General features: G+C 69.0%; 21 protein-coding genes and 1 tRNA gene. 8 read left to right on the plus strand and 14 right to left on the minus strand.

The annotated features are described in order from the left end of the window. The first annotated feature begins 64 nt into the window (after positions 1 to 64). The 3 genes from proP to ACH4VO_RS05685 all read left to right on the plus strand — a co-directional run bounded on the left by proP (position 65) and on the right by ACH4VO_RS05685 (position 2,843). Entirely contained in the window at positions 65 to 1,561 is a 1,497-nt protein-coding gene (proP, locus tag ACH4VO_RS05675; RefSeq protein WP_360987486.1) for a glycine betaine/L-proline transporter ProP, read from the plus strand. 148 nt (positions 1,562 to 1,709) lie between these two features. Further along, positions 1,710 to 2,714 (plus strand): HNH endonuclease signature motif containing protein, encoded by a 1,005-nt coding sequence (locus ACH4VO_RS05680; RefSeq protein WP_360987484.1) that lies wholly within the window; start codon positions 1,710 to 1,712, stop codon positions 2,712 to 2,714. 45 nt (positions 2,715 to 2,759) lie between these two features. Further along, positions 2,760 to 2,843: transfer RNA gene (locus ACH4VO_RS05685), tRNA-Leu, on the plus strand. 59 nt (positions 2,844 to 2,902) lie between these two features. Here the strand turns inward: ACH4VO_RS05685 and rdgB are convergent. From rdgB to ACH4VO_RS05705, 4 genes are all read right to left on the minus strand, one after another. Further along, the gene (gene rdgB / locus ACH4VO_RS05690; protein ID WP_360987482.1) at positions 2,903 to 3,505 is read right to left on the minus strand and encodes an RdgB/HAM1 family non-canonical purine NTP pyrophosphatase; all 603 of its coding nucleotides are present in this window, start codon (positions 3,503 to 3,505) and stop codon (positions 2,903 to 2,905) included. Between the two features lie 19 nt (positions 3,506 to 3,524). After that, on the minus strand, positions 3,525 to 3,923 hold the full coding sequence (locus tag ACH4VO_RS05695) for a hypothetical protein (protein WP_360987480.1): 399 nt from the start codon (positions 3,921 to 3,923) through the stop codon (positions 3,525 to 3,527). 101 nt (positions 3,924 to 4,024) lie between these two features. Beyond that, complete coding sequence (gene rph / locus ACH4VO_RS05700) at positions 4,025 to 4,762, minus strand: ribonuclease PH (RefSeq protein WP_360987478.1); 738 nt, start codon at positions 4,760 to 4,762, stop codon at positions 4,025 to 4,027. A gap of 176 nt (positions 4,763 to 4,938) precedes the next feature. Beyond that, the gene (locus ACH4VO_RS05705) at positions 4,939 to 5,172 is read right to left on the minus strand and encodes a glucose PTS transporter subunit EIIB (RefSeq protein ID WP_014046255.1); all 234 of its coding nucleotides are present in this window, start codon (positions 5,170 to 5,172) and stop codon (positions 4,939 to 4,941) included. A 217-nt stretch (positions 5,173 to 5,389) separates the two neighbouring features. Between ACH4VO_RS05705 and ACH4VO_RS05710 the strand changes: the two genes are divergently transcribed. Both ACH4VO_RS05710 and ACH4VO_RS05715 read left to right on the plus strand, forming a co-directional pair. Continuing rightward, a complete protein-coding gene (locus ACH4VO_RS05710) occupies positions 5,390 to 6,649 on the plus strand; it encodes a PTS transporter subunit EIIC (protein ID WP_360987475.1) in 1,260 nt (419 codons plus the stop codon). A gap of 256 nt (positions 6,650 to 6,905) precedes the next feature. Continuing rightward, positions 6,906 to 8,171 carry a PTS transporter subunit EIIC gene (locus ACH4VO_RS05715; protein ID WP_360987473.1) on the plus strand — a complete coding sequence of 422 codons (1,266 nt, stop codon included), beginning with the start codon at positions 6,906 to 6,908 and terminating at the stop codon, positions 8,169 to 8,171. A gap of 186 nt (positions 8,172 to 8,357) precedes the next feature. On the opposite strand, the gene ACH4VO_RS05720 is transcribed toward ACH4VO_RS05715, so the two are convergent. Beyond that, complete coding sequence (locus ACH4VO_RS05720; protein WP_360987471.1) at positions 8,358 to 9,110, minus strand: MBL fold metallo-hydrolase; 753 nt, start codon at positions 9,108 to 9,110, stop codon at positions 8,358 to 8,360. Between the two features lie 171 nt (positions 9,111 to 9,281). On the opposite strand from ACH4VO_RS05720, the gene ACH4VO_RS05725 reads away from it, so the two are divergent. Beyond that, positions 9,282 to 9,752 carry a type II toxin-antitoxin system PemK/MazF family toxin gene (locus ACH4VO_RS05725; RefSeq protein WP_360987469.1) on the plus strand — a complete coding sequence of 157 codons (471 nt, stop codon included), beginning with the start codon at positions 9,282 to 9,284 and terminating at the stop codon, positions 9,750 to 9,752. Positions 9,753 to 10,165: 413 nt separating this feature from the next. On the opposite strand, the gene ACH4VO_RS05730 is transcribed toward ACH4VO_RS05725, so the two are convergent. The 7 genes from ACH4VO_RS05730 to clpS all read right to left on the minus strand — a co-directional run bounded on the left by ACH4VO_RS05730 (position 10,166) and on the right by clpS (position 15,029). Beyond that, positions 10,166 to 11,116, minus strand: coding sequence for a cysteine synthase (locus tag ACH4VO_RS05730; RefSeq protein WP_360987467.1), 951 nt, complete (start codon positions 11,114 to 11,116; stop codon positions 10,166 to 10,168). Then, a complete protein-coding gene (locus ACH4VO_RS05735) occupies positions 11,116 to 11,394 on the minus strand; it encodes a MoaD/ThiS family protein (RefSeq protein ID WP_360987465.1) in 279 nt (92 codons plus the stop codon). The genes ACH4VO_RS05730 and ACH4VO_RS05735 overlap by 1 nt, the downstream gene beginning before the upstream one ends. 113 nt (positions 11,395 to 11,507) lie before the next feature. After that, positions 11,508 to 11,621 (minus strand): putative leader peptide, encoded by a 114-nt coding sequence (locus ACH4VO_RS05740; protein ID WP_015577357.1) that lies wholly within the window; start codon positions 11,619 to 11,621, stop codon positions 11,508 to 11,510. A gap of 122 nt (positions 11,622 to 11,743) precedes the next feature. After that, positions 11,744 to 12,178 carry a M67 family metallopeptidase gene (locus ACH4VO_RS05745; protein WP_360987463.1) on the minus strand — a complete coding sequence of 145 codons (435 nt, stop codon included), beginning with the start codon at positions 12,176 to 12,178 and terminating at the stop codon, positions 11,744 to 11,746. 157 nt (positions 12,179 to 12,335) lie between these two features. Next, on the minus strand, positions 12,336 to 13,766 hold the full coding sequence (locus ACH4VO_RS05750; RefSeq protein WP_360987461.1) for an amino acid permease: 1,431 nt from the start codon (positions 13,764 to 13,766) through the stop codon (positions 12,336 to 12,338). A gap of 319 nt (positions 13,767 to 14,085) precedes the next feature. Next, a complete protein-coding gene (locus tag ACH4VO_RS05755; RefSeq protein WP_360987459.1) occupies positions 14,086 to 14,670 on the minus strand; it encodes a DUF2017 domain-containing protein in 585 nt (194 codons plus the stop codon). A gap of 41 nt (positions 14,671 to 14,711) precedes the next feature. Beyond that, a complete protein-coding gene (gene clpS, locus ACH4VO_RS05760) occupies positions 14,712 to 15,029 on the minus strand; it encodes an ATP-dependent Clp protease adapter ClpS (protein WP_069172987.1) in 318 nt (105 codons plus the stop codon). Between the two features lie 79 nt (positions 15,030 to 15,108). On the opposite strand from clpS, the gene ACH4VO_RS05765 reads away from it, so the two are divergent. Beyond that, positions 15,109 to 16,437: a nicotinate phosphoribosyltransferase gene (locus ACH4VO_RS05765; RefSeq protein ID WP_360987457.1), complete on the plus strand. Its 1,329-nt coding sequence runs from the start codon at positions 15,109 to 15,111 to the stop codon at positions 16,435 to 16,437. A 158-nt stretch (positions 16,438 to 16,595) separates the two neighbouring features. Further along, positions 16,596 to 17,180 carry an isochorismatase family protein gene (locus ACH4VO_RS05770; protein ID WP_360987454.1) on the plus strand — a complete coding sequence of 195 codons (585 nt, stop codon included), beginning with the start codon at positions 16,596 to 16,598 and terminating at the stop codon, positions 17,178 to 17,180. A gap of 18 nt (positions 17,181 to 17,198) precedes the next feature. On the opposite strand, the gene ACH4VO_RS05775 is transcribed toward ACH4VO_RS05770, so the two are convergent. Together ACH4VO_RS05775 and ACH4VO_RS05780 are read right to left on the minus strand one after the other, a co-directional pair. Then, positions 17,199 to 17,558, minus strand: coding sequence for a hypothetical protein (locus tag ACH4VO_RS05775; RefSeq protein ID WP_360987452.1), 360 nt, complete (start codon positions 17,556 to 17,558; stop codon positions 17,199 to 17,201). A gap of 123 nt (positions 17,559 to 17,681) precedes the next feature. Then, on the minus strand, positions 17,682 to 20,081 hold the full coding sequence (locus tag ACH4VO_RS05780; RefSeq protein WP_360987450.1) for an immune inhibitor A domain-containing protein: 2,400 nt from the start codon (positions 20,079 to 20,081) through the stop codon (positions 17,682 to 17,684). Positions 20,082 to 20,416 lie beyond the last annotated feature (335 nt).

A 20,416-nucleotide genomic window follows, 5' to 3' on the forward strand; every position in this document is an offset into this window, starting at 1 on the left:
TTTGCGAACGCCATGACTGCGCAGAAGCCTTTCCTGGAACACCCTTCGAGGAGAGGAACCGGCCATGGCGGCCTCCGACCCCCACCAGGCGGCCGACCCTGACGCGGTCAAACGCCATCCCGCGCTCTTCCGCGCCATCAGGAAGCGGCAGAACCCCCGGCTCCGTCGGACCGACATCACGATCACCGACGACAAGGCGGTCAAGCGCGCGGTGAAGGCGGCGTCACTCGGTAACGCCATGGAGTGGTTCGACTTCGGCATCTACTCCTACCTGGCCGTCACCATCGGACAGGTCTTCTTCCCCTCGGACAACGACACCACCCAACTCCTCTCCTCGTTCGCCACCTTCGCCGTCGCCTTCCTCGTACGCCCACTCGGGGGAATGTTCTTCGGACCCATGGGCGACAAGATCGGCCGCAAGAAGGTCCTCGCCCTCACCATGATCCTCATGGCGATCGGCACCTTCGCGATCGGCCTGATCCCCTCCCACGACACCATCGGCGTCTGGGCCGCAGTCCTGCTCATCTTCTTCCGCATGCTCCAGGGCTTCTCCACCGGCGGTGAATACGGTGGCGCCTCCACCTTCATCGCCGAGTACGCCCCCGACAAACGCCGCGGATTCTTCGGCAGCTTCCTCGAATTCGGCACCCTCGCCGGTTACGTCGGCGCCGCGGGCCTCGTCACCCTCCTCTACGCCCTGCTGGACACCGGCCAGATGGAATCCTGGGGCTGGCGCATCCCCTTCCTCGTCGCGGGCCCCCTCGGCCTGGTCGGCCTCTACCTGCGACTGCGCCTGGACGAGACCCCCGCCTTCCAGAAGCTGGAGGGCGGCACGGCGCACGCCACCGAGGCCGCCGACCACGTCGAGTCCACCGCCAAGGGCGACCTCGCCAAGATCTTCCGGCAGTACTGGCCGACCCTGATCCTCTGCATCGCCCTCGTCGGCGCGTACAACATCGCCGACTACATGCTGCTGTCCTACATGCCGACGTACCTCTCCGACGAGCTCGGCTACAGCGAGACCCACGGCCTGCTCATCCTGCTCGCCGTCATGGTCCTCCTGATGGTGGTCATCAGCCGGTTCGGCAAGCTCTCCGACCGCTTCGGCCGCAAGCCCCTGCTGATGACCGGCATGCTCGGCTTCCTGTTCCTGTCCCTGCCGTCGTTCCTGCTGATCCGCCAGGGCAGCATCCCGGCGGTCGCCATCGGCATGCTCCTGCTGGGCTTCTCCCTGGTCTGCATGCTGGGCACGATGTCCGCCGCGCTCCCGGCCCTCTTCCCGACCAACGTCCGCTACGGCTCCCTGTCGGTCGGCTACAACCTCTCGGCCTCGATCTTCGGCGGCACCACCCCGCTGGTGATCACCGCCCTGATCAGCTGGTCCGGCTCGAACCTCATGCCGGCGTACTACGCCATGGCGGCGGCCCTGGTCGGCGTGATCGCGGTGGCCTGCATGAAGGAGACCGCCAACAAGCCCCTGGCCGGTTCCCCGCCCTCGGTGGAGACGGAAGAAGAGGCCGCCGACCTGGTCCACGCCCAGAGCCCGGACTCGAAGTTCTGACCCACGCATGCCCCTGCGGAAGGGCCCGTACCACCACAAAGCGGTACGGGCCCTTCCGCATCTCATCGCATTCTGGACGTGACCATCCGATAAACGGTTCGTTGCTCCGTACGAGGCCGCGAACGCGCGGCCGGAATGCGGAGGCAGGATGTCCGAGGTGTACGACCCAGCGAGGCTCGCACCGGCTGTGGCAGCAGCAAGCAACTGGACGGACCTCATGCGGCGTTTGGGCTTGAAGGAGAGTGGCGGGAGACACCGCGTCCTCAAGGACAAGGTGGCGGAGCTTGGTCTCGACACAAGCCATTTCAAGCAGCGGAGCCCCTGGCGTAAATATCCCGACGCAGCCATCGCCGCTGCTGCGAGATCGTCGTCATCACTGCGCGAGGTCGTTCTCAAGCTCGGTGCGACGCCGGCGACTGGCACGCTGTCGCACATCGCTCGCCGCATCGCGGCCGCAGGGATCGACGTCAGCCACTTCCCTGGAATGAACCGCCCGCAGTTGGGCCTCCTGTTCAGCACCGAGGAGTTACAGGCTGCCGCCGACTCCAGCGACTCCGTCCGCGGGGTAGCGCGTGCTCTGGGAGTTCCTGATGATGGCCGGTCGCGTGCCGCTGTGGCTGCAATGCTCCGCAGCAGAGGCGTCGATACATCTCACTTCCGCAACGCACGCCTCTCCATCCCGGAAGAAGCGCTGCGCACTGCGGTGCGGGAAGCCATCAGCTTTGCCGATGTCATGCGCGCACTCGGTCTTGAAGTGACGGATCCCAACCACCGCAGGGTCCGACGCAAAGTCCTTCAGATGCAGTTGGACACAGCTCACTTCAAACGCCGCACCTGGGGAGCGCTGCAGGCACCCCCCGAACAGCGACGAATCGCACCAAGCGCGCTGGTGATCATGCCGCAGGGATCGGCGCGCGTGAACCGGACGCGCCTTCACCGTGCGCTCCAGGAGATCGGCGTGGAGTATCGGTGCACATCGTGCGGGAACACCGGCGAATGGCTGGGACAGCCGATCACACTCCAGATCGACCACATCAGCGGTGACTGGCTCGACAACCGGGCAGAGAACCTGCGCTACCTATGTCCGAATTGCCATGCACTGACGGCCACGTGGTGCCGTAACCGGCGCCGGACCAAGGCGAACGCAGATTAGCCTCTTTCCGCCTGCCACCTGACTCCTTGTAGACTGCCGGTACACGCGCGAGTGCTGGAATTGGCAAGACAGGCTGGTTTTAGGTACCAGTGCCCTAGTGGCGTGAGGGTTCGAGTCCCTCCTCGCGTACGTCCCGACAAGGCTCAGCCCGCCCCGTGCGTGCTGAGCCTTCGGCATGTCAGCGGACCTCAGCCCACCAGCTCCCGCACCACCGGTACCAGCGCCCGGAACGCCTTCCCCCGGTGGCTGATGGCGTTCTTCTCCGCCGGGGTCAGCTCCGCGCAGGTCCGGGTCTCGTCGTCCGGCTGGAGGATCGGGTCGTAGCCGAAGCCGTTCGTGCCGGCGGGGACGTGGCGCAGGATGCCGGTGAGACGGCCTTCCACCACGCGTTCCGTGCCGTCGGGGAGGGCGAGGGCGGCGGCGCATGCGAAGTAGGCCCCGCGGTGGGGCTCGGCGATGTCGGAGAGCTGGGCCAGGAGCAGGTTCAGGTTGGCCCGGTCGTCGCCGTGGGTGCCCGCCCAGCGGGCCGAGAAGATGCCCGGGGCGCCGCCGAGTACGTCGACGCAGAGGCCGGAGTCGTCGGCGATGGCCGGGTGGCCGGTGGCGCGGGCGAGGGCGTGGGCCTTGAGGAGGGCGTTCTCGGCGAAGGTGACGCCGGTTTCCTTGACGTCGGGGATCTCGGGGTACGCGTCCGCGCCGACGAGTTCGTGGGTGAGGCCCGCGTCGGCGAGGATCGCGTGGAGTTCGGTGACTTTCCCGGCGTTGCGGGTGGCGAGGATGAGGCGGGTCATGCCTCGATTATCACCGGGGTCACGGCGTGCAGACCTTGCCTATCTCGCCGGCGGCATCGGTGACGGGGGTGATGTCGGGGGCGGCGTCGCCCTTCTCGAGGGAGGCGCGGACGTTGGTGACGCCTGCCTGGAGGTCGTCGACGGCCTTGCCGAGGTCGGCGTTGTCCGTGGTGTCGCCGAGGTCCTTGAGTTCCTTGTCGATCCGGTCCAGGGCTTCGGACGCCTGCGTGGGGTCGTCGGAGGCGCTGGATATCGCCTGCTGGAGGTTGTCGACGCTGGTGGCTATGGCGTCGGCGGTGCGGACGCAGTCGAGGGCCGTGTCGACGGCCCCGCAGCCGGCCGCCGCGGTGAGGGTCAGCAGGGTGGCCGTGACGGCGAGTGCGGTGCGGTGATGGCGACTGTGGCGGCGCGAGGCCATGGTGCGGTCCCTCCCGGGGGCGGATACGTGGACGGGCGCACGGTTCGACCCGTGCGCCCGTATCCGTTACGACGCTGTGCGCTGCCTTCTTGGTTGCTTCTTTACTCGCCGAGCGTGCGGGCGAGCGCCTCGTGCTGGAGGGCTGCCAGGTCGGCGCAGCCGGCGGTGGCGAGGTCGAGGAGGGCGCTCAGTTCGGTGCGGTCGAAGGGCTGGGCCTCGGCGGTGCCCTGGACTTCGACGAAGCGGCCGTCGCCGGTGCAGACGACGTTCATGTCGGTCTCGGCGCGGACGTCCTCCTCGTAGCAGAGGTCGAGGAGGGGGGTGCCGTCGACGATGCCGACGCTGATCGCGGCGACGGTGTCGGTGAGGGGCTTGCGGCCGTGCTTGACGATCTTCTTCCCCTGGGCCCAGGTGATGGCGTCGGCGAGGGCGACGTAGGCGCCGGTGATCGCTGCGGTGCGGGTCCCGCCGTCGGCCTGGAGGACGTCGCAGTCCAGGACGATGGTGTTCTCGCCGAGCGCCTTGTAGTCGATGACCGCGCGCAGGGAGCGTCCGATGAGACGGCTGATCTCGTGGGTGCGCCCGCCGATCTTGCCGCGTACGGCTTCGCGGTCGCCGCGGGTGTTGGTGGCGCGGGGGAGCATGGAGTATTCGGCGGTGACCCAGCCTTCGCCGCTGCCCTTGCGCCAGCGGGGGACGCCTTCGGTGACGGAGGCGGTGCAGAAGACCTTGGTGTCGCCGAAGGAGACGAGGACGGAGCCTTCGGCGTGCTTGCTCCATCCGCGTTCGATGGTGACGGGGCGGAGCTGGGCGGGGGTGCGGCCGTCGATACGAGACATGGCGTCGAGCCTATCGGCTGGGGGGATGACTCCGTTCGGGTGCTTGTGCGGGGAGGGTGGGGCCTGTGACGCCGCGGGCCCCGTTCCCGGGCCGTGGAGGCGGCGGGAGCGGGGCCTGCGGTGCGGGACGGGCGGGGCCGCGGTGGGTGAGCGGGGGTGGGCCGGGGCTCAGGAGGTCACATCATGTCTTCGATGTCGGCGGCGATGGGGTCGGCGTCGGTTCCGATGACGACCTGGATCGCGGTGCCCATCTTGACGACGCCGTGGGCGCCGGCGGCCTTGAGCGCGGCTTCGTCGACCTTGCTGGGGTCGTGGACCTCGGTGCGGAGGCGGGTGATGCAGCCTTCGATCTCGTCGATGTTGTCGATACCGCCGAGCCCGGCGACGATCTTCTCAGCCTTGCTGGCCATGTCCTTCTCCTGGTCTGTGCGGGCGTGGGCGCCCCACCGTGGGTTCGTTTCGTCACGGTAACGCACGGTTGGCCCACCTTCACGGGCGGGTAACCACGCTGTCCCCGAGGATGACGATGACCGGCGCCCTGCCTGTGGGCGGGCTCCGCACCGTACGGCAACTGGTCTACACCAGTTTGCGACGCCTGCCAAACCTGCGTGGTCCGGGAGGATGCCGATGAGCGCGAGCGCGGCTGCCGCACCGCGGCGCCCGTGGTGGAACGGGCCGGTACAGGGCTTGCAGAAGGTGGGCCGCAGTCTGCAGTTGCCGGTGGCGGTGCTGCCCGCGGCGGGCCTGCTGGTGAGCCTGGGCAACCTGTTCGACTCCTCCCTGCACGGCGCCTTCTGGGACAGGTTCGCCAAGGTCCTGCTGAACGGCGGAACGGCGATCCTCGACGGCCGGATGGGCCTGCCCCTGCTCTTCTGCATCGGTGTGGCGATCGGATTCGCCAAGAAGGCCGACGGTTCGACGGCGCTGGCGGCGGTCGTCGGCTTCCTCGTCTACCGGGGTGTGCTGGCCGCGTTCCCGGTGGCCGGTTCGGAGACGGCGGCCACCCCGGCGGGCGTCCCGCAGAATCCGGGTGTCCTGGGCGGCATCGTCATCGGGCTGCTCACGGCCGTGGTCTGGCAGCGCTACCACCGCACGAAGCTGGTCGACTGGCTCGGCTTCTTCAACGGGCGCCGGCTCGTGCCGATCCTGATGGCGTTCCTCTGCGTGATCCTGGGCGTGCTGTTCGGGCTGCTGTGGCAGCCGGTGGGCGACGCGCTGACCTGGTTCGCCAAGCACCTGATCAACCTCGGCGCCTGGGGTGCCGCGATCTTCGGGTTCGCGAACCGGCTACTGATCCCGATCGGCATGCACCAGTTCCTGAACACCTTCTTCTGGTTCCAGGCGGGCGAGTTCACGGGGAGCGACGGCAAGACCGTACAGGGCGACATCTCCCGCTTCTTCGCGGAAGACCCGACGGCGGGGCAGTTCACCTCCGGCTTCTTCCCGATCATGATGTTCGGCCTGCCGGCGGCGGCTCTGGCGATCGCCCACACCGCGCGGCCGGAGCGCCGCAAGGAGGTGTCGGGGCTGATGCTGTCCGTGGCCCTGACGTCGTTCGTGACGGGGGTGACGGAGCCGCTGGAGTTCTCGTTCCTGTTCGTCGCACCCCTGCTGTACGGCGTGCACGCGGTCCTCACCGGCGTGTCGATGGGGGTCACCTGGGCCTTCGGGGTGCACGCGGGGTTCAGCTTCTCCGCGGGACTGATCGACTACGTCGTCAACTGGCACCTGGACACGAAGCCGTGGCTGATCATCCCGATCGGGCTGTGTTTCGCGGTGATCTATTACGTGATCTTCCGGTTCGCGATCACCACGTTCCATCTCCAGACCCCCGGGCGGGAGCCCGTGGAGGAGGAGAGAAGGACGGAGGAGGACCTCACGAAGTAGAGGCCCCTCGCCGTTCTGCAAGGCCCTCGGACCCGCCGGTCCGGGGGTCTTCGGCGTGTGACCCAGTGTGGTGGTGGAACTACGGGGCAGAAAGGGACGGATTCGGAGGTTCCTTATCCCACCTTCACCGTGCTAAAACTGGTCTACACCACTGAGTGGTCCAGACCGCGCGGCCGTCGTTGCCGCCGCGTTCCTCGAGTCGCCGCCCCCCGGAAATCCTGTGCCTGGCGGCGCCTTGCCTTACTGGAGGAAGTTGATGAGTACGGACACCGCTGCGGCGGCGGCTCCCGCGAAGAAGCGGGGCTCCGGCGTGTTCCAGGGCCTGCAGAAGGTGGGGCGCAGCCTGCAGCTGCCGATCGCCGTGCTGCCTGCGGCGGGCATTCTGCTCCGCCTCGGCCAGCCCGACGTGTTCGGCAAGGACGGTCTCGGCTGGGACAAGGTCGCCGCGGTCTTCTCGACCGCCGGTGACGCCGTCTTCGCCAACCTGCCGCTGCTGTTCTGCGTCGGTATAGCCATCGGCTTCGCCAAGAAGGCCGACGGTTCCACGGCGCTCGCAGCCCTGGTCGGCTTCCTGGTCTACAAGAACGTGCTCACCGCCTTCCCCACCTCCGAGGCTGTCGTCAACACCACGGCCAACGAGGGCGTCGACGTCGCGGCGACGTACAACGACCCCAAGGTGTTCGGCGGCATCATCATGGGCCTGCTGGCGGCCGTCGTCTGGCAGCGCTACCACCGCACCAAGCTGGTGGACTGGCTCGGCTTCTTCAACGGCCGCCGCCTCGTCCCGATCCTCATGGCCTTCGTCGGCACGGTCATGGGTGTGCTCTTCGGTCTGGTCTGGGAGCCGATCGGTGACCTCATCACCAACTTCGGTGAGTGGATGACTGGTCTGGGCGCCGTCGGCGCCGGTGTCTTCGGTGTCGTCAACCGTGCTCTGCTGCCGGTCGGCATGCACCAGTTCGTGAACACGGTGGCCTGGCAGGAGATCGGGTCCTTCAAGGACTCGGCCGGTGGCGTGTGGCACGGCGACCTGCCGCGCTTCTTCCACGGTGACCCCACGGCCGGTCAGTTCATGTCCGGTTTCTTCCCCATCATGATGTTCGCCCTGCCCGCCGCCGCCTTGGCGATCACGCACTGTGCCCGTCCCGAGCGCCGTAAGGCCGTCGGCGGCATGATGATGTCCCTCGCGCTGACCTCGTTCGTCACCGGCATCACGGAGCCGATCGAGTTCGCGTTCATGTTCATCGCGCCGCTGCTGTACGTGATCCACGCGGTGCTGACCGCCGTGTCGATGGCCGTCACGTGGGGCCTGGGCGTGCACCACGGGTTCAGCTTCTCCGCCGGTGCGATCGACTACTTCCTGAACTGGAACCTGGCGACCAAGCCCTGGATGATCATTCCGATCGGTCTGGTGTTCGCGGTGATCTACTACGTGGTCTTCCGCTTCGCCATCACGAAGTTCGACCTCACCACCCCGGGCCGTGAGCCCGAGGAGGAGGTCGAGGACCTCACCAAGGCGTAAGCCCTGGGCGGCGCATGACGAAGGTCCCCACCTCCCGTGCAGGGATGGTGGGGACCTTCTTCGCGCCCGGCGTCCGGGCCCGTGTCTCGCACGTGGCGTCGTAGGGCCGGAGATCCGGCGGCGTCCGGTGTCCGATCCCGTCGGCGCGCTGCACTCCCGACACGCGGCGCGCGTGCGGGACAGCCCTCAGATCTCGTACACCGCGCCGGGTGCGGCGAGCTCGACCGGGCCGGCGTAGACCTCGCGGGCGTCGGCGAGGTTGCGTTCGGCGTCCGTCCACGGCGGGATGTGCGTGAGGACCAGGCGTCCGACGCCGGCGCGTGCGGCGTACTCGCCCGCTTCGCGGCCGTTGAGGTGGAGGTCCGGGATGTCCTCCTTGCCGTGGACGAAGGAGGCTTCGCAGAGGAACAGATCGGCGTCCTCGGCGAGTTCGGCCAGGGCTTCGCAGGTGCCCGTGTCTCCGGAGTAGACGAGGGAGCGGCCCTTGTGTTCGACGCGGATGCCGAAGGTGTCGACGGGGTGGCGGAGCTTCTCGGTGCGGACCGAGAAGGGGCCGATCTCGAACGAGCCCGGCTTGAGTGTGTGGAAGTCGAAGACCTCGCCCATCGCGTGGTCGGACGGGGTGTCGCCGTGGGCGGTGGTCAGCCGCTGCTCGGTGCCCTCGGGTCCGTACACGGGGACGGCGGCGGGGCGTCCGCCGTCGAAGCGGTAGTAGCGCACGACGAAGTACGCGCACATGTCGATGCAGTGGTCGGCGTGGAGGTGGCTGAGGAAGATGGCGTCGAGGTCGTAGAGACCGACATGGCGCTGCAGCTCGCCGAGGGCTCCGTTGCCCATGTCGAGGAGCAGCCGGAAGCCGTCGGCCTCTACGAGGTAGCTCGAGCACGCCGAACCCGCGGACGGGAACGAGCCGGAGCAGCCGACGACGGTGAGCTTCATGGAGCGTGAACCTCCGGGAGTGGGAACGGGGAGGGTTCGTGCGGTGCGTCGAGCGTAAGGCGCGAAACCGGTGGTCGCTCCTCCACGGCCTGTCGTTGTGGGGGAACTCACCTGTGCTGTCACCGGTTCGCCGCAAGCCCCGGGGCGTGGGGGCACGGGTACGGTCAGGTGATGAACACGTGGTGGTGGATGGCACTGGCCGTCGTCGTCCTGCTGGCTCTCGCAGCGACGGTCTCCGACGCGCGGGGGCGGGGAGGGCGCGGTCCGCGAAGGCCGGGCGGGCGGACGCGGCCGCCGGGGCGGGCGCCGGAGCGGGTACGGGGGCGGCCGCACGGTGCTCCGCGTCCGGGGGAGATCTGGTGGGCGGACGTGCCGTTCGAGGACGGACCCGGGTCCAAGGACCGGCCGTGTCTCGTGCTGTCGGTGCGGGGCGGCACGGTGGTCGTCGCCAAGATCACCAGCAGGCGTCATGAGGAGCGGCCGGGTGTGATCGCGCTGCCGCCGGGGGCGGTGGGGGACGCGCGGGGGCGGCGGAGTTTCCTGGAGACGGACGAGCTGCGGGATGTGGCGGTGTCGGGGTTCCGCCGGAAGGCGGGCGAGGTGGACGCGTCGGTGTGGGAGCGGGTGCGGGGGCTGGGCTAGCTCCGGGCCCCGGCCTCCGCGCTCCGGACCGCTGACTCGTGGACCGCGGCCGACCCGTTCGGTACCGCGGGCTCCGCCGGGCTGACTCCGGGCTGAGGGCTACGGGCTGCGGGCTGCGGGCTGCTCACTCGCAGGCCGGCAGCCGGCGCGCATCAGGTACTGCGGAATCCGGGCTGGGCTGACCCCGGGCTCCGGACTGGGAGCTCCGGGCCGCTGACTCGCGGGCCGGGGGCCCGCGCGGTGGGATCCGCGCGTTCGGTACCGCGCGGTGGGATTCACGCGTTCCGTGGTGCGTGCCCGTGCCGGAAGACGGCGGTGCGGGGTGGGCCTGGTGGTCAGGTCCGCCCCGCGCCGTGAGCCGTGGTGCCCGTGGTGCCTGTGGTGTGTCCGTGGTGCCTGTGGTGCCCGGTGGGTCACGCCCAGAGCTGGCCGTGCAGCGTCTCGATGGCGGCCTCTGTGGTGGGGGCGGTGTAGACGCCCGTCGACAGGTACTTCCAGCCGCCGTCGGCGACGACGAAGACGATGTCGGCCTGCTCGCCCGCCGTGACGGCCTTCCGGCCGACGCCGATCGCGGCGTGGAGTGCGGCGCCGGTGGAGACGCCCGCGAAGATGCCCTCCTGCTGGAGGAGTTCGCGGGTGCGGGTGACGGCGTCGGCTGAGCCGACGGAGAAGCGGGTGGTGAGGACCGAGGCGTCGTAGAGCTCGGGGACGAAGCCCTCGTCGAGGTTGCGCAGGCCGTAGACGAGGTCGTCGTAGCGGGGTTCGGCGGCGACGATCCTGACGTCCGGCTTGTGCTCCCGCAGGTAGCGGCCGACGCCCATGAGGGTGCCGGTGGTGCCGAGGCCGGCCACGAAGTGGGTGAGGGAGGGGAGGTCGGCGAGGATCTCCGGACCGGTGGTGGCGTAGTGCGCGCCGGCGTTGTCCGGGTTGCCGTACTGGTACAGCATCACCCAGTCGGGGTGCTCGGCCGCGAGTTCCTTGGCCACGCGTACGGCGGTGTTGGAGCCGCCCGCGGCCGGTGAGGAGATGATCTCGGCGCCCCACATGGCCAGCAGGTCGCGCCGCTCCTGCGAGGTGTTCTCCGGCATCACGCACACGATGCGGTAGCCCTTGAGCTTGGCCGCCATGGCGAGGGAGATGCCGGTGTTGCCGCTGGTCGGCTCGAGGATGGTGCAGCCGGGGGTGAGGCGGCCGTCCTTCTCCGCCTGCTCGACCATGTGGAGCGCGGGGCGGTCCTTGATCGAGCCGGTGGGGTTGCGGTCCTCGAGCTTGGCCCAGATGCGGACGTCCTCGGAGGGGGACAGTCGCGGCAGGCGGACCAGGGGCGTGTTGCCCACGGCGTCCAGCGGGGAGTCGTACCTCATCAGCGCATGCCGCCGGCGACGGCCGGGAGGATGGTGACGTTGTCGCCGTCGGCCAGCTTGGTGGAGATGCCGTCGAGGAAGCGGACGTCCTCGTCGTTGAGGTAGACGTTCACGAAGCGGCGGAGCGTGTCGCCGTCGACGATGCGCTCACGGATGCCGCTGTGGCGGCTCTCCAGGTCGATGAGGAGGTCGGCGAGGGTGTCCCCGTTGCCTTCGACGGCCTTGGCGCCGTCGGTGTAGGTGCGGAGGATGGTCGGGATGCGGACCTCGATGGCCATGGCGTGGGCTCCTGTCGAAAGCGTGGAGGTGGCGTGGGGCACACGTTGGTGGCCCCCGCGCAGGGGGTGGTGCGTGTGTGAGGGCGCTCGGGCCCGGGGTCAGGCCGTGCGGTTCACGGGCATGCCGCGGCGGGACACATCGCGCTGGAGAGCCTGCACAGGTCGACGTGCAGCCGCGCGACGAGCAGCATGCCCGGCGTCTTGTCGCTCACGTCATGGGGAACCATGCGCTCATCGTATCGATTCCCCACCCGGAACCCGGAGTGTGATCCCGCATCGTGGACGGTGAGCGTTCGCCAGATGGACGGACGGGCGGGGGTGGAGGGGCCCGCCCCCGCTTTCCGTGCGGTCAGGCGGCCGAGGGGTAGGCGTCGACGACCTGTACATCCTCCTCCGTGATCTCGCCGTCCACGATGCGGAACGAGCGGAACTGGAAGGGGCCCGCCTCGTCGGTGTCCGCGGTGGAGACGAGCACGTAGTGGGCGCCGGGCTCGTTGGCGTACGAGACGTCGGTGCGGGAGGGGTAGGCCTCGGTCGCCGTGTGGGAGTGGTAGATGATCACCGGCTCCTCGTCGCGGTCGTCCATCTCGCGGTAGAGCTTCAGCAGGTCCGTGGAGTCGAACTCGTAGAACGTGGGTGAGCGCGCGGCGTTGAGCATCGGGATGAAGCGTTCGGCGCGGCCCGTTCCGGCCGGGCCCGCGACCACTCCGCACGCCTCGTCGGGGTGGTCGGCGCGGGCGTGCGCGACGATCTGGTCGTGGAGCGCCTGGGTGAGGGTCAGCATGGCGCCAGGATAGGACGGGCCCGCCGCGGGCGGAGAGGCGCTCCCGTGCGCGACCGCCGGGAGCGGAGCGGCCCTCCCGTACCGGCGGGCGGTACGGGAGGGCCGGATGCCGGACCCGGCCGTCGGGGCGGCCGTGCCCGGGGGTGCCGTACGCGGGTCAGCGCTTGGCGAAGGAGGCGTTCTGGGGGTTGCGGGCCTTGAGGACCAGGAACGAGACCCCGAGGATGAGCCCCCACAGGGGTGCGCAGTACAGCGAGATCCGGGCGTCCTTGTCGACGGCCATCATGACGATGACGAGGCCGATGAACGCGAGGGCGAACCAGCTGCTGAAGGGGGCACCGGGCGCCCTGAACGGGGACCGGGGCAGTTCGCCGCGGTCGGACTTGGCGCGGTAGCGGATCTGGCAGACCAGGATCATGATCCAGGCCCACATGCCGGAGATGGTGGCGAAGGAGACGACGTAATTGAAGGCGTCGCCGGGCCACTGGTAGTTGATCCACACCCCGACGAGCATCAGGGCGGCGGAGAAGGTGGTTCCGGTGAGCGGCAGGCCGTTCTTCGTGAGCCGGGTGAACGCCTTCGGCCCCTGGCCGTTGAGTGCGAGGTCGCGCAGCATGCGGCCGGTGGAGTACATGCCGGAGTTGCAGGAGGAGAGCGCGGCCGTGAGGACGACGAAGTTGACGATCGCCGCGCCGATGCCGAGGCCCATCTGCTCGAACGCGGCGACGAACGGCGAGACTCCGGGCTTGAACGTGCTCCAGGGGACCACGGAGAGGATCATGATGAGCGCGCCGACGTAGAAGACGGCGATGCGCCACGGCACGGTGTTGATGGCCTTGGGCAGGACGGTCTCGGGGTCCTTGGACTCGCCGGCGGTGACGCCGACGAGTTCGACGGCGAGGAAGGCGAACATCACGATCTGGAGGGTCATCAGGGTGCCGCTGATGCCTTCGGGGAAGAAGCCCCCGTCATTCCAGAGATTGGCGACGGTCGCGGTGTCCCCGGCGTCGGAGAAGCCGACGGTGAGGACGCCGGCACAGATGAGGATCATGCCGAGGATCGCGGTGACCTTGACCATCGAGAACCAGAACTCGAGTTCACCGAAGACCTTGACCGAGATCAGGTTGGCTCCGTACAGGATGAAGGTGAAGACCAGCGCGGACAGCCATTGCGGGATATCCCACCAGTACGTCATATACGTGGCTGCGGCGGTGACTTCGGTGATCCCGGTGACGACCCAGAAGAGCCAGTAGGTCCAGCCGGTCACGAATCCGAAGAAGGGGCCCAGGAATTCGCGTGCGTACTCCGAGAAGGAGCCGGACACGGGGCGGTACATGAGGAGTTCGCCCAGGGCGCGCATGATGAAGAAGATGACCAGGCCGGCGATGGCGTACGCCAGGATGAGGCTGGGTCCGGCCCGGTCGATGGCTTTGCCCGCACCGAGGAAGAGTCCGGTGCCGATAGCGCCGCCGATGGCGATCATCTGGATCTGCCGGGCTCCCAGGCCACGCTGGTAGCCCTCGCCCGTTGTGGCTTCCGCGGCCTCGGGGCCGCCCGCCTGTCCGTTGTCGACCTGCGCCGATGTCATGGTGGTGCGCCTTTCTCCACGCTGATCCGCGCCGTCGTAGGCGTCGGATCAGGTCCTGATCCCCCCGGATATGGATGGAGTGCCGCCGGCGTTCGGCCGGCCCCTGGCGCCCCCGGGGACAGGGGTGGCGTCCCCGGGCGGTCGTGAAGATTTATCACGTGTACCCGGATGATCCACCGGACATTATGTGGCGCACGTCACAGGAAAAAGCGGACAAGGGTTTCCAGGCGCTGCAAAAAAGGCTGTTCAGGTGACGGGATCGTTATTCGGATTTGAGCCGCCGTTGAGCGAACGGCGATCGTCCGATCCGCGCGGGGTCCTACGGCATCAGTGTTTCCACGAGTGTTTCCTGGAGGGCGCCGAGCCATAGGTAGGCCATCACCATCGGTTTGCGGGGGTCGCTGTCGGGGAGGCGGTAGAGCGAGCCGTCCTGGCCGTCGTCCTCGTCGGACACCTCCAGGCGGGTGCCGATGGTGAGGCGGAGGTCGTTGAGGGATCCCAGCCAGTTGCGGCACTGGTCGGCGGTGAGGGTGAGGACCGCACCGCCGTCCCCGACGGGCCCGAGCGCGTCCAGGGTCCGCACGACGACGAGGGCGTCCTCGCGCTTGCGGGTGCGCAGGTCGTTCTCCGTGAAGCGGCGGAACTCCGCCGACGCCTCCCGCAGCTCCTTGTCCTCGTCCCCGTAGGCCTCGGGGAAGAGTCTGGCCAGGGCGGGGTCGGTGGGCGGTTCGCTCGGCCCCTCGGCGAAGAGGGCGGCGAGGGGGTCCTCGCCGTCGGCGGGCTGGTCGCCGGGGCCGATGAGCTCGAGCAGTTGGACGGCGAGGGAGCGCAGGATGGCGATCTCGACCTCGTCGAGCGCGACGGCCGCGCCGCCGCCGGGGGTGGCCTCGAAGTGGCCGGCCATGAATTCTCCGATGGTGGGTCGGACGGAGGGGCAGCGGTGGGTCAGTTGCGGTCCTGGGTCAGCGTGGCCCAGAGGCCGTAGCCGTGCATGGCCTGGACGTCGCGCTCCATCTCCTCCCGGCTCCCGCTGGACACGACGGCGCGGCCCTTCTGATGGACGTCGAGCATCAGTTTGTGCGCCTTGTCCTTGGAGTAGCCGAAGTAGGCCTGGAAGACATACGTCACATAGCTCATCAGGTTGACCGGATCGTTGTGCACCAGCGTCACCCAGGGGACATCGGGCTCGGGGACGGCGAAGGTCTCCTCGGCCGACTCGGGACGTTCGATCTCTACGGGGGCAGCAACGCTCACATGCCCCATGCTGCCACCAGGAGGGGGCCGGCGCACAAACGGAGACCCCATCTCGTCAGTTTGACGAATAGGGAGTAGCATCGCCGTCATGAACTCAGCGGACCTTGGGCGACGGGTCGGTGTGCCGTCGACCGCGCTCTTCACCGACCAGTACGAGCTCACGATGGTGCAGGCGGCACTGAAGGCCGGCACGGCGGACCGGCGCTCCGTCTTCGAGGTCTTCACCCGGCGGCTGCCGGAGGGACGGCGCTACGGCGTCGTCGCGGGGACCGGGCGGGTGCTGGACGCGGTGGAGAACTTCCACTTCGACGACGAGATGCTCGCCTTCCTGCGTGACCGGCGTGTCGTGGACGACGCCACCGCCGACTGGCTGGCCGGCTACCGCTTCGGCGGGGACATCTGGGGATACCCGGAGGGAGAGGTGTACTTCCCCGGCTCGCCGCTCCTGCGGGTCGAGGGCTCCTTCGCCGAGTGCGTGCTGCTGGAGACCGTGATCCTGTCGATCCTCAACCACGACTCGGCGATCGCCGCCGCGGCGTCCCGGATGTCCTCGGCGGCGCAGGGCCGCCGGCTGATCGAGATGGGTGCGCGGCGCACCCACGAGCTGTCGGCGGTGGCCTCGGCCCGGGCCGCGTACGTCGGCGGTTTCCACACCACGTCGGACCTGGCGGCGGGCTTCCGGTACAACATCCCGACCGTCGGGACGAGCGCGCACGCCTTCACGCTGCTGCACGACAGCGAGCGGGACGCGTTCCGGGCGCAGGTGGAGTCGCAGGGGCGGGGCACGTCGCTGCTGGTGGACACGTACGACGTGGCCGAGGCCGTCCGTACGGCGGTGGAGGTGGCCGGGCCGGAGCTCGGGGCCGTACGGATCGACTCGGGCGATCTGCTGCTGGTCGCCCACCGGGTGCGGCAGCAGCTGGACGAGCTGGGTGCCACGGAGACGAAGATCGTCGTGACGTCGGACCTGGACGAGTACGCGATCGCCTCGCTGGCCGCCGCGCCGGTCGACTCCTACGGGGTGGGTACGCAGCTGGTCACCGGGAGCGGGCACCCGACGTGCTCGATGGTCTACAAACTGGTCGCGCGCGCGACGTCGGCCGATCCCGCCGACCCTCTGGTCCCGGTGGTGAAGAAGTCGCTGGGCGCCAAGTCGTCGCGGGGCGGCCGCAAGTGGGCGGCGCGCCGGCTGGACGGGGACGGGGTGGCCGAGGCCGAGGTGGTCGGCACCGGGGAGTTCGTGGCGGATCCGGCACTCCGGGAGCTCCAGGTGGAGCTGGTCAAGGGAGGCGAGGTGGTCGCCCGGGAGCCGCTGGAGGCGGCGCGGGAGCGGCACGTCGCGGCGCGCGCGGGGTTGCCGCTGTCGGCGACGCAGCTGTCGCGGGGCGAGCCGGTGATCCCCACCGAGTACGTGTGAGAGGGCCGGGAGGGGCGGGCGGGCGGACCCGGGCGGTGCGCCCCCTCCCGCCGGCTCCGCCGAGTCTCTAGGCTCGGTGGTATCCCCGCCGTCCGTGCGACCGCCGCCCGGCCCCCCGTCGAACGCCCGAGTCGAACCCCCACCGAAGGACACCCGCCATGCATCGCGCATTGATCGTCGTCGACGTTCAGAACGACTTCTGCGAGGGCGGCAGCCTCGCGGTGGCGGGCGGTGCCGACGTCGCCGCCGCCATCACCGACCTCATCGGCCAGGCCCAGCCCGGATACCGCCACGTGGTGGCCACCCGCGACCACCACATCGACCCGGGTGACCACTTCTCGGCGACGCCCGACTTCGAGCGTTCCTGGCCGGCGCACTGCGTCGCCGGTACCGAGGGCGTGGGCTTCCACCCGAACTTCGCCCCGGCCGTCGCCTCCGGGGCGATCGACACCGTCTTCGACAAGGGGGCGTACGCCGCCGCGTACAGCGGCTTCGAGGGCGTGGACGAGAACGGGACGGGGCTCGCCCAGTGGCTCCGCGACAGGTCCGTCACCGAGGTGGACATCGTCGGCATCGCCACGGACCACTGCGTGCGTGCCACGGCCCTGGACGCGGCACGCGAGGGTTTCACGACGCATGTGCTGCTGGACCTGACCGCCGGGGTGGCCGAGGGGACGACGGACCGGGCCCTGGAGGAGATGCGTACGGCGGGCGTGGAGCTGTCCGGCAAGCCCGTCGTCTGAACCGTCCTTCCGGCGGGTTCAGGCGGCCGGACGGGCGGGGCCTGCGTACCCGGCGGGGCCCAGCAGTGCACGTATCGGGTGCCAGAGCTCCTGGTGCCAAAGCTCCTGGCCGGTCGGGGGCGCCGTGCGCCACAGCAGCCCGTCCGGGTGGTGCAGGACCGCGGTGATCTCGTCGGGGGTGGGCGGCTGGGCGTTGCCCCTGAGGTAGACGGCGCGCAGTCCGAGGTTGCGCAGCCGGGTCAGGGCGCGCGCCCGGTTGGCGGCGTGGACCAGCACCCGTACGGGGCCTGCGGGCCCCGTGCCTCCGGCCGGCCGGTTCAGTGCGACTGCCACCACCACCGTTCCGTTGGGCAGTCTGCAGAAACCTCCGCCTGCCATGCGTGGCACTCCCCCCGTGAGACATCGTGTCAATAAGAATTCGGTAGGACGCACCTAAACACGATCGGCCGCCGCCCGCTAGAGGGCGACGGCCGATCATGTTCTGACCTGCTTGTTTTAGGACTACTTGCCCGAGCGGCCGACCTTCACGGTCATCGTGGAGCCGCTGAGCGGCTCGTCGACGATCGAGATCCGGGTGTTGGTGTCAGTGACCTGGACACTTCCGGTCGGGTTCTCCTCGTACCAGTACGTGCCCTTGCGGTCGTCGAAGACCGGGACGCCCAGCGACGGCTTGATCTTCAGCGCCACGTCCGCGTTGTGCAGCGTGAATCCCTTGTTCGGGTACCAGCTGAACGGCGCGTCGAACGGCTGGATCTTGTTGCGCAGGAGCGAGCCGTTGGTCCACTTGAGCGGCTTGGCGTGGGAGTCCACCGGGAGGATCAGGCCGTGGCCGGGGTGGACCGAGGTGTTGTTGTCCTTCTGGGAGGTGTCCCAGAGCCACACCATGAGGCCGTTCTGGTAGGCGTAGTGCTCGACCCAGTCGGGGCGGGTGGTGGAGAAGCCGAAGTTGTACGGGCCGACCTCGAGGGTCTTGTCGTACGAGACGTACTGGCGGTTCTCCGCGATGTAGTACTGCGGGTAGTCGTTGGTGAACGACTCTCCGATGCGGGAGAAGCCCTTGGCGGTCCAGCCGTTGTCGTCGCCCTCGGCGTTGTCCGCGAAGAGCGCGGCGCCGTCGGCGGTGACGGTGATGGCGTCGGCCGTGAAGCCCTTGCCGCCCGCGCCACCGTCCGTCTGGTAGCGGAAGCGGAGGTCGATCTTCTTGCCGGCGTAGGCGTCCAGCGGGTACGAGAGCTTCTTGTACGCGCCCGAGACGTCGGTCAGGGCCGGCTTGTCGCTGGCGTCGCGCGGGATGGCCTTGCCGTCGGCGGTGCCGTCGAGCGCGGTCCAGGAGGCGCCGCCGTTGTCCGAGACCTCGGTGTAGAGGTAGTCGTAGTCGGCCTCGATGTCGTACCAGCCGGACAGGTCCAGCGAGGCGGACGTCCTGCCGGTCAGGTCGACCGAGCGGGTCAGGGTGTTCGACAGGTCGTCACCCATGTCGCTCCACCACTGCTTGGAGCCCTCGGCGGGCTTCACGACGCTGGTGGTCACGGGCTTCTTCGGCAGCTCGACAAGGAGCGCCTGCTTGTCCTTGGTGTTGTACTCCGACACGCCGAGCTTGTGCGTCGACTTCGTGGCGGCCTTGGCCGTGCCGTAGTCGAGCCAGCCGAGCTGGAGCTTGTCCCAGGCGGTCATGTCGCCCGGCAGGTTGCCGATCTCTCCCTGGCCGGTGCCGAGCCAGGAGCCCGCCGACATCAGGGACCAGAAGCCGACGGAGTTCTCGCCGCCGCCGGAGGTGTCGTACAGGTCCGGCAGGCCGAGGTCGTGGGCGTACTCGTGGGCGAAGACGCCCAGGCCGCCGTTCTCGGGCTGCGCGGTGTAGTCGCCGACCCAGATGCCCGTGTCGCCGATCTCGGCGCCACCGGCCTTGTTGCCGGCGGGGCCCGTCGCACCGGCGTTGGTGCCGTAGGCGTACCAGCGGTGCGCCCAGATGGCGTTGGTGCCCTCGGCGCCGCCGCCCGCGGACTCGTCCTCGCCGGCGTGGACCAGCTGGAAGTGGTCGATGTAGCCGTCGGGCTCGTTGAAGTTGCCGTCGCCGTCGAAGTCGTAACGGTCCCACTGGTCGTACTGGGCGAGGTCCGCCTTGATCTGGTCGAGCGTGCGGCCCTTGGCCTTCTGGTCGGCGACCCAGGCGTTGACGCCGTCGCGGACGGTGTCCCAGACGTTGGCGCAGTTGGTCGAGCCGCAGTAGTTGGAGCCGTAACGCGCCTCGTTGTAGGGCACCTTCACCCAGTCGGAGACCTCGCCGTCGACCGAGTAGCGCCCGGAGGACGTCTTCTCGTAGTACGTCTTGAGCGAGTCCTTGCCCTCACCCTGCCCGAAGTACAGCTCCTGGAAGTGCGCCTGGCTGTAGTCCGCCTGCCAGGCGGTGCTGTTGTCCTTCTCGGGGTCGGGCTCGGCTATCCGGTTGTGCAGGGGGCCGGGCGTACCGCCGTACTTCTTGACGGGCGGCTTGGGGCCGTCGCCGTCGGGGTCGAACATCGTGGTGTCGTCGACCTTGTCGCCGAACTCCACGAGGATGGTGAAGATCTTGTCGGTCTTCTCGCGGCCGAGCTCGACGTACTTGCTCGTGCCGAGCTTGACGACCTTGGAACCACCCCGGGTGGTCACCTTCTTGTCGCCGGACAGCACCTGCTCCAGCGCGGCCTGACGCTGGGCGTCCTGCTCCTTGCTGAAGGGGCCGTCCAGGTCGTGCTCGTGCGCCTTGGCCGGCGCGGGATCGCGGCGGTCCACGAGGGACGCGTCCGATCCCGACGTCCTGTCGTCCGCCTGCGCGGTGGCGAAGGCCGATGCCGTCGCAGCGGTGGCGGCCAGGGCCACGGCTACTGCGGTGGCGCGCAGCGCCCGTCTTGTAGTGGTCACTTGATGCAGTCCTCCCCGGCGTTCGCGTCCGCGGCCAGGAAGGATGAAGCAGGGCCGCGCGCGTTGACGCGTCACAAGTGACGACATTTGATCGGAGTTACGAGAAAAAAGACAGATCTTGACTTGCACAGGCCAAGTGCACTATGCGAAAGCCTTGTTCCGGTATCCGGACGTTCACCGGGAAGTCCGACGGACCGACCGGCGCGTCCCGCAACCCGGCCGGCGGCCGTGTGACTCAGTGCGCCCCCTGTGCACCGGCACCACGGGTTAGGTCACGCTTACTACCCCGTCTCTCAGGGCATCCACCGTCGTAGAGTCGATTGACAGTGCGAACG

This window comes from Streptomyces sp. NPDC020780 (assembly GCF_044334475.1).
Classification (GTDB): Bacteria; Actinomycetota; Actinomycetes; order Streptomycetales; family Streptomycetaceae; genus Streptomyces.